Annotated in this window: 12 protein-coding genes; 6 read left to right on the forward strand and 6 right to left on the reverse strand. The window is 66.5% G+C overall.

The window, feature by feature from the left end; genetic code table 11:
- Positions 1-331: 331 nt before the first annotated feature.
- The 6 genes from C2U30_RS03785 to C2U30_RS03810 form a co-directional block, all read right to left on the reverse strand.
- Complete coding sequence (locus C2U30_RS03785; protein ID WP_103243199.1) at positions 332-1,093, reverse strand: SDR family oxidoreductase; 762 nt, start codon at positions 1,091-1,093, stop codon at positions 332-334.
- A 71-nt stretch (positions 1,094-1,164) separates the two neighbouring features.
- A complete protein-coding gene (gene mmsB, locus C2U30_RS03790; protein ID WP_103243200.1) occupies positions 1,165-2,085 on the reverse strand; it encodes a 3-hydroxyisobutyrate dehydrogenase in 921 nt (306 codons plus the stop codon).
- 27 nt (positions 2,086-2,112) lie between these two features.
- Positions 2,113-3,213 (reverse strand): enoyl-CoA hydratase/isomerase family protein, encoded by a 1,101-nt coding sequence (locus C2U30_RS03795; protein ID WP_103244643.1) that lies wholly within the window; start codon positions 3,211-3,213, stop codon positions 2,113-2,115.
- Between the two features lie 86 nt (positions 3,214-3,299).
- Positions 3,300-4,091: an enoyl-CoA hydratase gene (locus C2U30_RS03800; RefSeq protein WP_010674596.1), complete on the reverse strand. Its 792-nt coding sequence runs from the start codon at positions 4,089-4,091 to the stop codon at positions 3,300-3,302.
- A gap of 118 nt (positions 4,092-4,209) precedes the next feature.
- On the reverse strand, positions 4,210-5,367 hold the full coding sequence (locus tag C2U30_RS03805; RefSeq protein ID WP_103243201.1) for an acyl-CoA dehydrogenase family protein: 1,158 nt from the start codon (positions 5,365-5,367) through the stop codon (positions 4,210-4,212).
- Positions 5,368-5,448: 81 nt separating this feature from the next.
- Complete coding sequence (locus C2U30_RS03810) at positions 5,449-6,960, reverse strand: CoA-acylating methylmalonate-semialdehyde dehydrogenase (protein ID WP_103243202.1); 1,512 nt, start codon at positions 6,958-6,960, stop codon at positions 5,449-5,451.
- A gap of 256 nt (positions 6,961-7,216) precedes the next feature.
- Between C2U30_RS03810 and C2U30_RS03815 the strand changes: the two genes are divergently transcribed.
- The 6 genes from C2U30_RS03815 to C2U30_RS03840 all read left to right on the forward strand — a co-directional run bounded on the left by C2U30_RS03815 (position 7,217) and on the right by C2U30_RS03840 (position 14,352).
- Complete coding sequence (locus tag C2U30_RS03815; RefSeq protein WP_103243203.1) at positions 7,217-8,365, forward strand: isovaleryl-CoA dehydrogenase; 1,149 nt, start codon at positions 7,217-7,219, stop codon at positions 8,363-8,365.
- The gene (locus C2U30_RS03820) at positions 8,362-9,978 is read left to right on the forward strand and encodes a carboxyl transferase domain-containing protein (protein ID WP_103243204.1); all 1,617 of its coding nucleotides are present in this window, start codon (positions 8,362-8,364) and stop codon (positions 9,976-9,978) included. The genes C2U30_RS03815 and C2U30_RS03820 overlap by 4 nt, the downstream gene beginning before the upstream one ends.
- A gap of 9 nt (positions 9,979-9,987) precedes the next feature.
- Entirely contained in the window at positions 9,988-10,836 is an 849-nt protein-coding gene (locus tag C2U30_RS03825) for an enoyl-CoA hydratase-related protein (protein WP_048207575.1), read from the forward strand.
- A 109-nt stretch (positions 10,837-10,945) separates the two neighbouring features.
- Positions 10,946-12,916: an acetyl/propionyl/methylcrotonyl-CoA carboxylase subunit alpha gene (locus C2U30_RS03830; protein ID WP_103243205.1), complete on the forward strand. Its 1,971-nt coding sequence runs from the start codon at positions 10,946-10,948 to the stop codon at positions 12,914-12,916.
- Positions 12,913-13,884 carry a hydroxymethylglutaryl-CoA lyase gene (locus tag C2U30_RS03835; RefSeq protein WP_103243206.1) on the forward strand — a complete coding sequence of 324 codons (972 nt, stop codon included), beginning with the start codon at positions 12,913-12,915 and terminating at the stop codon, positions 13,882-13,884. The genes C2U30_RS03830 and C2U30_RS03835 overlap by 4 nt, the downstream gene beginning before the upstream one ends.
- Before the next feature lie 54 nt (positions 13,885-13,938).
- Entirely contained in the window at positions 13,939-14,352 is a 414-nt protein-coding gene (locus C2U30_RS03840) for a MerR family transcriptional regulator (protein ID WP_103243207.1), read from the forward strand.
- Positions 14,353-14,440 lie beyond the last annotated feature (88 nt).

Genomic DNA, 14,440 nt, shown 5'->3' on the forward strand with positions numbered 1-14,440 from the left:
CCGTATTCATACAGCGCGCGACATGGGAGGGGCTAGAAATCCATACCCCGTGAAAAAGGCGGCAACTATATTGCATGACTATTCCGGCCGCAATCCCTCTTGCCGTCAATCATAAGCCGCCTTGACCGCGCGCAATTTTACAGCACTGACCCGGGGTGCCTGTGAGCTGGTTCAAATTAAGAAAGACCCGTTGATATTTCACGACTTTCCATGATGCCGCCCCGCTTTTCAAAAGCCGGACCTGCATGGCTATGCACCCTTGCACTGGGGCCTTTCCCCTGCAAAAACGCCCCTGCAGGAGGGGCGTCAGAGAGGGTATATGCAGGGGGGACTAGAGCCTCAAGCCGCCGTCCAGCTCGATCATCCGCCCCGACAGATAGTCGTTGGCAAGGATGAACTGCACCGTCTGGGCCAACTGCGCCGCCTGCCCCAGGGTGCCCACCGGGATGGCCTGTTGCATGCGGGCCATGGCTTCGGGCTTCATCGCCGCCGTCATATCGGTGGCAAAGACGCCGGGGGCGATGCCCATCACCCGGATGCCGTGACGGGCCAGCTCCTTCCCCCAGGTGACCACCAGAGAGGCCACCCCCGCCTTGCTGGCGGCATAGTTGCTCTGGCCCATGTTGCCGGCCCGGGCGATGGAGGAGATGTTGATGATGACGCCCCCCTCCCCGCCGGTGGCCATCAGCGCCGCCCCCTCGCGCCCGCACAGGAAGGTGCCGGTGAGATTGACGTCGATGACGCTCTGCCACTGGGCCAGGCTCATCTTCTCCGTCAGTGCCCCCTCCTTCACCTTGATCAGCATGCCGTCGCGCAGGATGCCGGCACAGTTGACGAGGCCGTGCAGGGCCCCCAACTGATCCTTGATGGCGGCGAAGGTCGCCTCGACCTCCGGCTCGCTTGCCACGTTGCAGACGAACAGGGCGCAGCGGCCGTCACGGCTGCGCACCTCCGCCTCGGTCACCTCCAGATCGGTGCGGTTGACGTCGATGAGTGCAAGCACGGCACCTTGCTCCGCCAGACTCAGGGCGATGGCGCGGCCTAGCCCCCTGCCCGCCCCCGTGATGGCGATGACTTTCCGTGTGATATCCATAAATGCTCCTGGTGAGATGGCCGGTGACTGTCGAGTCAAAGACTATCGGGTAAATAGGTAGATAACGGCCCTTAACCCGGCGCAGTTTTATCCCGATAGAGCTCGAGGATACTGGAGAAATCCTTGTTCTCATGGCCCTGGCTCCCGTGCAGGTTGAAGAGGTTGCGGGCCAGGGCCCCCATGGGCACGGCGCTGTGGGCATGTTCCGCCAACGCCATGGCGAGCCCCAAATCCTTGACCATCAGCCGGGTCATGAAGCCCCCCTGATAGCCACGCGACGCCGGCACGTTCTCCATCACCCCGGGCCAGGGGTTGTAGCGCTCGAGGCTCCAGTTGTTGCCCGAACTCTTGCCCATGATGGTGGAGAGCACGGCGGGATCCAGCCCCTCCTTGACCCCGAGCGCCAGCGCCTCGGCGGTGCCCGCCATGTGGATGGCAAGCAGCATGTTGTTGCACATCTTGGCTATCTGGCCGGCGCCGAGGGCCCCGGCGTGAAACAGGTTCTGCCCCATGCAGGCGAGCACGGGTTTGGCCGCCTCAAAATCCGCTTGTTCGCCACCGACGATGAAGGTGAGGGTGCCCGCCGCCGCGCCGGCCACGCCCCCCGAGACGGGGGCATCGAGAAAACGGATGCCGCGCGCCTGCGCCGCCGCCCCCACCTGACGGGCCGAGGCCACGTCTATGGTGGAGCAGTCGATGACCAGGGCGCCGGGCGGCAGGGCCGCCAGCAGATCCTGCCCGCCCCGCTCACCGGCACTCTCCCCCAGCCAGAGGCTGCGCACATGCTCGCCCGCCGGCAGCATGCTGATCACCAGCTCGCAGCCGCTCACCGCCTCCCGGGCATTGCCGGCGGCGATGCAGCCGGCCTCGATGGCGCGGTTCAGGCTCTCGGCCACCAGATCAAACACCTGCACCCTGTGCCCCGCCCTGGCCAGGTTGGCGGCCATGGGGCCACCCATGTTGCCAAGCCCGATAAACCCAATCCTTGTCATTGTGTGCTCCTTGTGTGTGATCGCATGTCAGCGGGGGCGCAAGGGGTTGTCACCCTCGGGCCAGCGATAGAAGACATCCAGCCAGGCCTCCCCCGCCTGCGGGGCCTGCCAGCGGGGTGATTTGTCCTTGTCGATGAGCAGGGCCCGTACCCCTTCCACAAAATCCCCTTTGAGTACGCAGTTGACCGAGAGGGCCAACTCGTCGGCAAACACCTCGGCCAGGGACTGGCGCCGTGCCTGCCAGAACTGGCGCCAGAGAATGGCGCGGCTGATGGGGCTGCCGCTCTGGCAGGTCTCCCACCCCTGAGCCAGCGCCGCTTCATCCAGCTCGGTGCCCTCGAGGCGTGCCAGCACCCCTTGCAGGGAGCGGCCAGCCAACAGCGCATCGATGCAAGCCTGGTGGGGCAGCAGTTCGGGAGGCGGCAATGCCTGACCAGGGACCTCCTGCAAATCGGTGAGCAGCGCCTCGATCTGCTCGCCGGGGTCGCCTGCGGACCAGTCGAGGGCGGCGAGGCGCGCCGGCAGCTCCGCCAGCTCGCGGCTCCCCATGGCATGATCCGCGAGCCCCAGGCCGATGGCATCCGCCCCGTTGAAGCGGGCCCCGGTGAGGCCGAGCCAGAGTCCGAGCCGCCCCGGCATCCTGCTCAAAAACCAGCTGGCCCCCACGTCCGGATAGAGGCCTATGGTCACCTCCGGCATGGCGAACAGACTCTTCTCGGTCACCACCCGGAACCCGGCCCCGGCAAAGAGACCGATCCCCCCCCCCATGCAGATGCCGTCCGCCACGCAAACAAGGGGCTTGCCGTAGCAGTGGATGTGGTGATCGAGCCGGTACTCCTGCAGAAAGAAATCGCGGGCATAGCCAAACAGTGCCGACTCGTTCCCCTCCTGCTTGCGGTAATAAAAGGAGCGGATGTCGCCACCGGCGCAGAATGCCTTCTCACCGGCCCCTTGCAACAACACGCAGACGATGGCCGGATCCTGCTCCCAGCGGGTCAGCGCCCCCTGCAACAACTGGATCATCTCAAGGCTCAGGGCATTGAGGGAGGCGGGGCTGTCCAGAGTCAGCATGCCGATGTGGCGGCCATCCGCCGTGGGGCGGGTCTCGATGCGCACGGGCTCAGTCATGGTCGGCCCCCGCAGACCGGGTATCTGCCCCTGCGACATGGCGGGTCGCCATCATTACCTCATTCATCCTTCACTCCTTCACTCCCTCACTCTTTCGGTTTGGATTGGTCGTAACGCCAGCGCGGGGCCCGCTTCTCCAGGAAGGCCGCCACCCCTTCGCGCTGGTTGGCATCGTCAAACAGGGCGAGAAAGAGGCTGCGCTCGAGTGGCAGCGCCGCGTCCCTGTGGGTGCTTCGCCCCTGATTGATGAGCTGTTTGCAGGCGCGCAGGGCGCTCGGGCTCTGGCGCTCCACCAGCTGGGCCATCTGCTGCGCCGCCTCCCAGGCGTGCCCCTCGGTCACCACCTCCTCCACCAGCCCCATCTCGTAGGCCAGGGTGGCGCTCACCTTCTCGCCGCAGAGGATCATCCGCTTGGCCCAGCCCGGCCCCACCAGCTCGGTGAGGCGCTGGGTGCCGCCGGCACAGGGCAGGAGCCCCACCGAGGCCTCCGGCAACCCCAGCTTGGCCTGCTGCTCGGCGATGCGGATGTCGCAGGCCAGCGCGACTTCGAGCCCCCCTCCCATGGCATAGCCGTTGATGGCGGCGATGCTGACCCCGTGAAAGCGGGCCAGCGCCTCGAAGGCGTGGCCAAAAGCCTCGGCCACCTCGCGGGCATGCGCCAGGCTGCCGTCGGCGAACATCTTGAGATCGGCGCCAGCGCAGAAGAATTTCTCTCCGGCACCGCGGATCACCAGGGCCACCACGTCGGGGCGACCATCCAGCTCCACCATCATCTGCAAGAAGGCTTTCAGGCTGGCGAGCGTCCAGGTGTTGGCGGGTGGGTGATCGAGGGTGATGTAGGCCACGTGGCCGTGATATTCGAGCCTGATCCTTGTCATTGCGTTGTCCTTGTCAAAAAAACTGCCCCATGATGACAGGGTTGAATGGAGCCAACCTGCACCTGGCTCACAAAGCATGAGGACGAGCCGACTGCGTCCTCAGAGCAGGCCCCTCCCGCTACTCCAGCGACAGGCCGGGGTCGGCCAGCAGGTGGCGGGCGATGATGAGCCGCATCACTTCATTCGTCCCTTCCAGAATGCGGTGCACCCGGGTGTCGCGCAGATAGCGCTCAAGCGGATACTCGCGGATATAACCATAGCCGCCAAAGAGTTGCAGGGCGTTGTCGCAAACGCGGTGACCCACATCGGTGGCAAAACGCTTGGCCATGGCGCACCAGGCACTCTTGTCCGGGCTGCCCTCATCGAGTTTGGCGGCCGCCTGGCGCACCAGCAGGCGGGCGGCGGCGAGCTCGGTGGCCATGTCGGCCAGGCGAAACTGCACGCTCTGGAATTCGCTGATCGGGTGTCCAAATTGCTGACGCTGGCGCACGTGCTCCAACGCGTCGTCCAGGGCCTGCTGGGCGGTGCCCAGCGAACAGCTGGCGATGTTGATGCGCCCCCCATCGAGCGCCTGCATGGCGAACTTGAACCCTTCCCCCTCCTGCCCCAGCCGGAAGCGAGCGGGAATGCGCACGGCATTGAAGTTCACCTCCCGGGTCGGCTGGCTGTTCCAGCCCATCTTTTCCTCCGCCTTGCCGTAGCTCACGCCGGGGGTCTGGGCCGGTACCATGAAGGCGGAGATCCCCTTGGCCCCCTCGCCACCGGTGCGGGCCATCACCACCAGCACGTCGGTGCTGCCGGCGCCCGAGATGAACACCTTGCTGCCATCAAGGAGGTAATCCTCGCCATCGCGCACGGCGCGGGTCTTGAGGGCCGCAGCGTCGGAGCCCGCCCCCGGCTCGGTGAGGCAGTAGGATCCCAGCAGCTCGCCGCTGGCCAGCCTCGGTACCCACTCCTCGGCCACCTCGGCAGGCAGCCAGCTACCCAGCATCCAGCTCACCATGTTGTGGATGGTGAGATAGGCGGTGGTGGAGGTGCAGCCCATGGCGAGGCGCTCGAAGATGAGGCTGGCATCGAGCCGGCTCAGGCCCAGACCGTCATACTGCTCCGGGGTATAGAGGCCGCACAGGCCCAGCGCCGCCGCCTGCTTGATGGTGGGGATGGGGAACTCGTGCTCCCTGTCCCAGCGCGCGGCGTGGGGTTTGAGCGCCAGATCGGCGAAGGCGCCGGCCGACTCGACACAGGCCCGTTGGGATTCGGTCAGGGTAAAATCCATCTTGTTCGCTTCCTTTGTATTTGTTCCGTCGATCCGTTGCTGTCAATGGGGGCACCCGGGCAAAGTGGGCAACCCCTGCCGTCAGCGCAGCTGAATGGTCATATTGGGGCCGCTGGGAATGTCTTCGTCGAACCAGCGCTCCGTCACCGTCTTGGTCTCGGTGTAAAAACGCACCGCCTGCTTGCCGTAGGCGTGCAGATCCCCGTAGAAGGAGCCGCGCCAGCCGGTAAAGGAGAAGAACGGCAGCGGCACCGGGATGGGCACGTTGATCCCCACCTGGCCCACCGCCACCTCGTGGCGAAACTTGCGGGCGGCGGCGCCACAGCCGGTGAAGAGGGAGGTGCCGTTGCCGTAGGGGTTGGCGTTGATGAGGGCAAGCGCCTCGTCGAGGCTCTCCACCTCGAGGCAGGCCAGTACGGGCCCGAAGATCTCCTCCCGGTAGATGCGCATCTCGGGGGTCACGCCGCGAAACAGGGTCGGTCCCACCCAGTTGCCCACCGGGTAGCCGGGTACGTCGCAAAAACGGCCGTCCAGCAGGCACTCGGCTCCCTCGGCAATCCCCGCCTCGATAAGCCCCTCCACCCTGACTTTCGCCTCCGGGCTGATGAGGGGACCGTAGGCGGCCTCGGGGTCGTGCCAGACGCCGGGTTTCACCTTGGCGAACTCGGCGGCGAGCTCGGGGATCCACTCCCTGGCGCTCCCCACGAACACCGCCACGCTGATGGCCATGCAGCGCTGACCGGCGGCGCCGACTCCCGCTCCCACGAGGTTGCCGAGTACCTGCGCCTTGTTGGCATCCGGCATGATCACCATGTGGTTCTTGGCGCCGACAAAACACTGGGCGCGCTTGAGCTGTGACGTTGCGCTGCGATAGACGTGGCCGCCGACCCGGGCCGAGCCCACGAAACTGACTGCCTTGACATCGGGATGGGCCAGCAGCGCATCCACCTGCTCGGCGCCGCCATGCACCACCGACAGAATGCCCCTGGGGGCCCCCGCCTCGGTAAACAGCTCGGCCAGGCGCATGGGGGTGAGCGGATCCTGCTCGGAGGGCTTGAGCACGAAGCCGTTGCCGCAGGCCACCGCCAGCGGGAACATCCACAGCGGGATCATGGCCGGGAAGTTGAACGGCGTGATGCCGACGCAGACCCCGAGGGGCTGCACCCAGGAGTGGCCATCCACCCGGCGCGCCACGTTGCCCATGGTCTCCCCCAGGGTCTGGCTCGCAATGGCGCAGGCCTGCTCCACCACCTCGATGCCGCGCCACACATCCCTCTTGGCATCCGCCAGGTTCTTGCCGGTTTCCTGGGCCAGCAGGGTCGCCAGCTCGTCGTGATGCACTTTCAACAGATGCTGGTAGTTGAACATCACCCGGGCCCGCTCGGAGGTCGGCACCTCTCGCCACAGCAGATAGGCGTCGTGGGCGGTACGTACCGCGTGCTCGATCTCGGCCGGGGTAGCCTTAGGCACCCGCGCCAGCAGATGCTGATCCGCCGGGTTGGTCACCTCTATCCACTCGTCACTTGCGGACGGACACGCCTCGCCACCGATGTAGAGCGGCAGATCCCCGTACTGGGTGTGATGCTGGCTCATGCCCCCCTCCTAGCCCGTTGGCAGGCGATGGCAGGCCACTGCAGGCCGGCCACATCCATGTTGCTGTTGCACATCCTGTTCACTCCTTGCGCTCATCTACCCGGGTAGCCCTTGCGACGGGCTGCCATCGAATTTACCTTAGACTAACAAGTCACTTACGTTTACGCTAACGTAAACTTGAATCACGAATGGACTGACCAGTCATCACCCTGATGGCAGGGGAAATCGGCAGTCCACTGCACCAAGGAGAGCACGGATGCATGCCCTGATGGATGAAACCCTCCAGGCCCTGACCGAACAGGTCGAGGCTTTCTGCCAGAAAGTGATCGCACCGCGCGCCAGCGAGATCGATCAGAGCAACGCTTTCCCCCGGGATCTCTGGCCCCGCATGGGTGAGCTGGGGCTGCACGGCATCACGGTGGCGGAGGAGTATGACGGGGTGAACCTCGGCTATCTGGCCCATGTGCTGGTGATGGAGCAGGTGAGCCGCGCCAGCGCCTCGGTCGGCCTCTCCTACGGCGCCCACTCCAATCTCTGCATCAACCAGATCCACCGCCACGGCACCCCTGATCAGAAGGCGAGATACCTGCCTGATCTGGTCAGCGGCAAACACGTGGGGGCGCTGGCCATGAGCGAGCCGGGCGCTGGCTCCGACGTGGTGAGCATGCGCCTCACCGCGGTGCGCGAGGGGGATCACTTCGTGCTGAACGGCAACAAGATGTGGATCACAAACGGGCCCGATGCCGACACCTTCGTCATCTATGCCAAGACCGATGCCGCTGCAGGGCCCAAAGGTATTTCCGCCTTTATCGTCGAGGCGGGAACTCCCGGTTTTTCCACCGCCCAGAAGCTCGACAAGCTCGGCATGCGCGGCTCCAGTACCTGCGAGCTGGTGTTCGACAACTGCCGGGTGCCGCAGGAGGACCTGCTGGGCCCCCTACACGGGGGGGTCAAGGTACTGATGAGCGGGCTCGACTACGAGCGGGTGGTGCTGGCCGCCGGCCCCCTTGGCATCATGCAGGCCTGCATGGACGTGGTGCTGCCCTATGTGCGCGAGCGCAAGCAGTTCGGTCAGGCCATCGGCGAGTTTCAGCTGGTGCAGGGCAAGCTCGCCGACATGTATACCCGCCTCGTCAGCAGCCGGGCGCTGGTCTATTCGGTGGCGAGCGCCTGCGATCAGGGCCGCACCAGCCGCAAGGATTGCGCCGCCGCCATCCTGTTTGCCGCCGAGAACGCCACCCAGATGGCCCTCGATGCCATCCAGCTGCTCGGCGGCAACGGCTACATCAACGAATACCCCACCGGCCGCCTGCTGCGGGACGCCAAACTCTACGAAATCGGCGCCGGCACCTCGGAGATCCGCCGCTGGCTCATCGGTCGCGAGCTGATGGGAGAGAGCGCATGAGCAGGATCCACTCCCGCCTCGACACCGCGAGCCCCGACTATGAGGCCAATCGGGCCGCCATGCAGGCCCTGGTCGACGATCTCAATGCCCGCCTGGAGGAGATAGCCTTGGGCGGGGGCGCTGCCAACAACGCCCGCCACCAGGCCCGTGGCAAGCTGCTGCCCCGGGAGCGCATCGACCAGCTGCTGGACCCGGGTTCCCCCTTTCTCGAGCTCTCGGCCCTGGCCGGCTGGCAGGTCTATGACGAACCGGTGCCCGCCGCCGGCCTCATCACCGGCATCGGCCGGGTCTCGGGGCGCCTGTGCATGCTGGTGGTGAATGACGCCACCGTGAAGGGCGGCACCTACTACCCCCTCACGGTGAAAAAGCACCTGCGCGCCCAGGCCATTGCCGAGCGGCTGCGCCTCCCCTGCCTCTATCTGGTGGATTCCGGCGGCGCCTTCCTGCCCATGCAGGACGAGGTGTTCCCCGACCGGGAGCATTTTGGCCGCATCTTCTACAACCAGGCTCGCATGTCGGCCCAGAGCATCCCCCAGCTGGCGGTGGTGATGGGGCTCTGTACCGCCGGGGGTGCCTACGTGCCCGCCATGGCGGACGAGTCGATCATGGTCAGGGAACAGGCCACCCTCTTTCTGGCGGGGCCACCGCTGGTCAAGGCCGCCACCGGCGAGGAGATCAGCGCAGAAGCCTTGGGCGGCGCCGAGGTGCACTGCGTCCACTCCGGGGTGGCGGATCACATGGCTCGCGATGATGCCCATGCCCTGACCATCGCCCGCACCCTGGTAAGCAACCTGGGGGACAACCAGACGGCGGCGTCACCCGCCCCATCCGCTCCCTCCTATGATGAGCCGCACTACCCCATCGAGGAGCTCTACGGCCTGGTGGGCACCAGTCTCAAGCGCCCCTATGACGCACGAGAACTGATCGCCCGGCTGGTGGATGGCTCTGTGTTTGACGAATTCAAGGCGTTGTTCGGCACTACCTTGGTGACGGGTTTTTCCCGCATTGAGGGCATGCAGGTGGGGATCCTCGCCAACAATGGCGTGCTGCACAGCGACAGCGCCCAGAAGGGAGCCCACTTCATCCAGCTTTGCAACCAGCGGGGGATCCCGCTGCTGTTTCTGCAAAACATCACCGGTTTTATGGTAGGAAGTACGGCGGAGAAAGAGGGGATCGCCAAGCACGGCGCCAAGCTGGTGACCGCCGTGGCCTGCAGCCGGGTGCCCAAGATCACCCTGATCGTCGGCGGCAGCTTCGGCGCTGGCAACTACGGCATGTGCGGGCGCGCCTATGAACCGGATTTTCTCTTCAGCTGGCCCAACAGCCGCATCTCCGTCATGGGGGGCGAGCAGGCGGCCGGGGTGCTGGTGCAGGTGCGCCGGGACAAGCTGGCCGCCGAGGGCAAGACTCTGGGCGAGCCGGAGGCGGCCGCCATTCGCGCCCCGGTGATCGCGCAGTACGAGCGCCAGGGTCACCCCTATTACGCCAGTGCTCGCCTGTGGGATGACGGCGTCATCGACCCGGCCCAGAGCCGCACCGTGCTGGCCCTGGCGCTGGCGGCCTGCCAGGGGGCCGAGCCGGGCCCCGGGCAGTACGGCATCTTCCGGATGTAAGGAGTTCATATGTCAGACCCGCTCTTCAACGATCCCCTTGCCCATTTTCGCCTGGAGCGCCACGGCCCGGTGATCGAGCTGGTGCTCGCCCGCCCGGCCCGTCACAACGCCCTCGATGCCGACCTGATGCAGGGGCTGCTCGACTGCCTCGACGAGCTGGCCCACGGCCAGCCGCTGGCCGACCGCCCCCACGTGCTGCTGCTGCGCGCCGAGGGGCCGCATTTTTGCGCGGGCGCCGATCTCGAGTGGATGCGCAAGATGGCCGGGGAGGCATTCGACCCCCGCGCCTTTGACAAGAATCGCGAGGACGCCCGGGTGCTGGCCCACCTGATGCAGGCACTGGACGAGCTGCCCTTCCCCACGGTGGCCCTGGTGCAGGGGGCCGCCTACGGCGGAGCCTTGGGACTTATCTGCGCCTGCGACATCGTGCTGGCCAGCGAAAATGCCCGCTTCTGCCTCTCCGAGGTGACCCTGGGACTGGTGCCTGCGGTGATCAGCCCCTACGTGGTGCGCGCCATGGGGATGCGCCAGGCCCGCCGCTACATGCTGAGCGCAGAGCCCTTCGATGCCATCACCGCCTGCCGACTCAACGTGGTGCACAGGCTCAGCCAGCCTGATCAGTTGCTGGCGGAGGGACGCGCCATGGCCCTGCGGTTGTGTCGCAACGGCCCCCAGGCGATGAAGGAGACCAAGCGGCTGCTGGCCGCCCTCGAAGGGCGCCCAGGCCACCAGCACGAAGAGCAGACCGTCGAGACCATCGCCCGGGTACGGGTCGGTCTCGAGGCCCAGGAGGGGATCCAGGCCTTCTTCGACAAACGCCCCCCAACCTGGCGCCCCCGTTTCAAGGACGAAGCATGACTCAATACCACCCCATCAAGCACCTGCTGATCGCCAACTGTGGTCAATATAACGGGAGTGTGGATCAACACGCTTCGCACTTGTGCGCCTTGAACAACAGGGAGGCAGCATGACCCATCACACTCCCATCAAGCGCCTGCTGATCGCCAATCGCGGTGAAATCGCCGTGCGCATCATCAAGACAGCACGGCGCCTCGGCATTCACACCATCGCCCTCTACTCGGACGCCGACGCCCGTGCCATGCATGTGCGCGAAGCCGACGAGGCCTGGCATCTGGGGCCGGCCCCTGCCCGGGAGAGCTACCTCGACACCGGCAAGGTGCTCAAGATTGCCAAAGAGGCGAATGCCGACGCCATCCACCCGGGCTACGGTTTCCTGTCCGAGAACAGCGACTTTGCCACCGCCTGCGAGCAGCGGGGCGTGCGCTTTGTCGGCCCAAGCGGCGCCGCCATCCTCGCCATGGGGGACAAGTCGGGGGCCAAGGGGCTAATGCAGGCAGCCGGCGTCCCCGTGCTGCCCGGTTATCACGGCGCGGATCAGCATCCCGACTTTTTGCGCGATCAGGCGAGCCAGGTGGGCTTCCCGCTCCTTATCAAGGCGGCCAGTGGCGGCGGTGGCAAGGGGATGCGCCGGGTCGATCAGCTGGCCGACTTTGACGCGGCCCTGGCGGCAGTCAAGCGGGAGGCGAGTGCCGCCTTTGGCGACGACCATGTGCTGCTGGAGCGCTATCTCCCCCGCGCCCGTCACGTGGAGGTGCAGGTCTTTGCCGATGCCCTTGGCAACGCCATCTATCTGGGGGACAGGGACTGCTCCTTGCAGCGCCGCCACCAGAAGGTGATCGAGGAGGCCCCCGCCCCCGACATCTCCCCTGCCCTGCGCCGCGCCATGGGCGAGGCGGCCGTGGCGGCGGCCAAGGCCATCGCCTATCGGGGGGCCGGCACCATCGAGTTTCTGCTATGCGGGGAGGAGTTCTTCTTCATGGAGATGAACACCCGGTTGCAGGTGGAGCACCCGGTTACCGAGGCCATCACAGGCCAGGATCTGGTGGCCTGGCAGCTGGCGGTGGCCGAGGGCAAACCGCTGCCCCTCACCCAGGAGCAGGTGGTGCTGCGTGGCCACGCGGTGGAGGCGCGCCTCTACGCCGAGGACGTAGCCGCCGGTTTTCTGCCAGCGAGCGGCCCCATCCACTGGCTCACCTGGCCCAAGGGGGTGCGCATCGACACCGGCGTCAGTGCCGGCGATGCGGTGAGCCCCTATTACGACCCCATGATCGCCAAGCTCGTCGCCCACGCACCGAGCCGCAGCGAAGCCTTTGCCACCCTGGCCGATGCCCTGGCAGCCCTGGATCTCGGCCCTCTGGTGCACAACGGCCCGCTCCTGCAGCGCCTGTGCGAAGCGCCAGAGGTGCTGGCGATGCGCCACCACACCCAGTGGCCCATTCCCATCGACACCCTGCCCGTTCCGGCGCTCGCCTGGCCCCTCGCCACCCTCTGGCTCGCCACTTGCGAGCGCGATGCCTCCCCCTGGCAGCAGCAGGCCGCAGGCTTTCGGCTGGGCCCCACCCGCCGCTTTTGCGCCACGGTGCGCATCGGCGAGGAAACCCGCACTCTCACCCTCGCCGAGCGAGGGGGCGCCCTGCTCTGGCAGGGCGAGCAGATCCCGTTTGAACTCGGGTCAGATCAGAGCCGCCTGTGCCAGGGTGGACATTGGCAGCGCTATCCGGTGCAGCCCCTCGGCGAGGGTGCCTATTTGCTGCACCTGGCGGGCAGACGCATCCGCTTCTCGCTCGATGATCAGCATCATCAGCTCCACCATGATCACGACACGAGCCATGTCCCGGGCATCCTGGCCCCCATGCACGGCATCGTGGTGGCGCTGCAGGTCGAGGCCGGCCAGCCGGTCAGCAAGGGGCAACCCCTGCTGGTGCTGGAGGCGATGAAGATGGAGCACGTCCTCAAGGCAGACCGGGACGGGGTGATTGAGGCCCTGCAGTGCCGCCAGGGGGAACAGGTGAGCCAGGGCGCCGTGCTGGTGCGCTTTGCCGATGACCATACCGCGCAGCAGGAGGAGCGCTCATGAGCCACACGCACGAGAGCCGGGACGACAAGGTCAGCCTGGTGGAGATGGGGCCGCGGGACGGCCTGCAAAATGAGACCGCCACCCTCTCCCTGGCGCAGCGGCTGGCGCTCATCGCCCGCCTGGCCGAGAGCGGGTTGCAGCGCATCGAGGTGGGGGCCTTCGTGTCGCCCAAAAAGGTGCCTCAGATGGCGGATTCCGCCGCACTCTTCAACGCCCTGCCGCGCAGGGGGCCGACCCGCTATGGCGCCCTGGTGCCCAATCTGCAGGGTCTGCAGGCCGCCATCGCCGCCCGCGCCGACGAGATAGGCCTCTTCACCGCCTGCTCGGACGGCTTCACCCGAGCCAACATCGGCATCAGCGTGGAGGAGTCCCTGGTGCGCTTCGCCCCCCTGGTGCAGGAGGCGCGCAGCCTCGGCATCAAGGTGCGCGGCTACCTCTCCACCGTCATCGCCTGCCCGTTCGACGGCCCGACCCGCCCGAAACGGGTCGCCGCCCTGGCCGAGCGGCTGCTGGATCTGGGCTGCCACGAGATATCCCTCGGCGACACCATCGGCGTCGGCACCCCGGGCACCGTGGCTCCCATGCTGGATGCGGTACTGCACGAGATCCCGGCGGGCCGGCTTGCGGTTCATTTTCACGACACCTATGGCCAGGGGCTGGCCAACCTGCTGCCGGCGCTCGAGCGCGGGATCCGCACCATCGACTGCTCGGTGGCCGGGCTCGGCGGCTGCCCCTATGCCCCCGGCGCCTCCGGCAATGTGGCGTCGGAAGAGGTGGTCTATCTGCTGCACGGCCTTGGCATGAGCACCGGCGTCGATCTCGACCAGCTGGCCGCCACCGGCCAGTGGGTGAGCGAGCTGCTGGGGCACCCCAACGGCTCCCGGGTCGGCCAGGCCCTGCACGGGAGGGGACGGCACCTAGCACAAGAGCGCGAGCAGCGCACCCCGGGAGGCCATCATGCATCATGAACCCGGCCCTTGCCGCGGGGCCAGGACCCCGCCAGCTCATCAGGAGGGCGCACCATGAGAGCCAGACACGCCAGTGGCAAGGAGAGGACCTACAGCATCTCGGAGCTGGCCCAGGAGTTCGACATCACCCCCCGCACCATCCGCTATTACGAGGACGAGGGGCTCATCACCCCGACCCGGGAGGGGCAGACCCGCATCTACAGCCACAAGGACAGGATCCGCCTGAAATTGACCCTGCGCGGCAAGCGCCTCGGGTTCAGCCTGGCGGAGATCCGCGAGCTGTTCGACATGTACGACACCGACCGCTCCAGCCGGATGCAGCTTCACTCCATGATCCAGCTCATCGAGGCCAGACGCCACTCCCTGCGCCAGCAGCTGGAGGACATCCAGATGGTGATGGCCGAGCTCGATGTCGCCGAGCAGCGCTGCATCCACTCCCTCGGCGGCTTGAAAACCGACGGGGATTGACAGACTCTGGGGGGATCTCGCCCCCGGTATCCCGGTTTTCCAGTGGATATTCGCAGTGGCAGGCCCTGACCCGGCAACCCCCTTGTTC

The sequence above is a fragment of the Aeromonas sp. ASNIH5 genome, from assembly GCF_002902865.1.
Lineage (GTDB): Bacteria > Pseudomonadota > Gammaproteobacteria > Enterobacterales > Aeromonadaceae > Aeromonas > Aeromonas caviae.

Bases quoted from the DNA above. Each gene is read 5' to 3' on its own strand.
- C2U30_RS03785 (WP_103243199.1), bottom strand. From the start codon at position 1,093: ATGGATATCACACGGAAAGTCATCGCCATCACGGGGGCGGGCAGGGGG.
- mmsB (WP_103243200.1), bottom strand. From the start codon at position 2,085: ATGACAAGGATTGGGTTTATCGGGCTTGGCAACATGGGTGGCCCCATG.
- C2U30_RS03795 (WP_103244643.1), bottom strand. From the start codon at position 3,213: ATGACTGAGCCCGTGCGCATCGAGACCCGCCCCACGGCGGATGGCCGC.
- C2U30_RS03800 (WP_010674596.1), bottom strand. From the start codon at position 4,091: ATGACAAGGATCAGGCTCGAATATCACGGCCACGTGGCCTACATCACC.
- C2U30_RS03805 (WP_103243201.1), bottom strand. From the start codon at position 5,367: ATGGATTTTACCCTGACCGAATCCCAACGGGCCTGTGTCGAGTCGGCC.
- C2U30_RS03810 (WP_103243202.1), bottom strand. From the start codon at position 6,960: ATGAGCCAGCATCACACCCAGTACGGGGATCTGCCGCTCTACATCGGT.
- C2U30_RS03815 (WP_103243203.1), top strand. From the start codon at position 7,217: ATGCATGCCCTGATGGATGAAACCCTCCAGGCCCTGACCGAACAGGTC.
- C2U30_RS03820 (WP_103243204.1), top strand. From the start codon at position 8,362: ATGAGCAGGATCCACTCCCGCCTCGACACCGCGAGCCCCGACTATGAG.
- C2U30_RS03825 (WP_048207575.1), top strand. From the start codon at position 9,988: ATGTCAGACCCGCTCTTCAACGATCCCCTTGCCCATTTTCGCCTGGAG.
- C2U30_RS03830 (WP_103243205.1), top strand. From the start codon at position 10,946: ATGACCCATCACACTCCCATCAAGCGCCTGCTGATCGCCAATCGCGGT.
- C2U30_RS03835 (WP_103243206.1), top strand. From the start codon at position 12,913: ATGAGCCACACGCACGAGAGCCGGGACGACAAGGTCAGCCTGGTGGAG.
- C2U30_RS03840 (WP_103243207.1), top strand. From the start codon at position 13,939: ATGAGAGCCAGACACGCCAGTGGCAAGGAGAGGACCTACAGCATCTCG.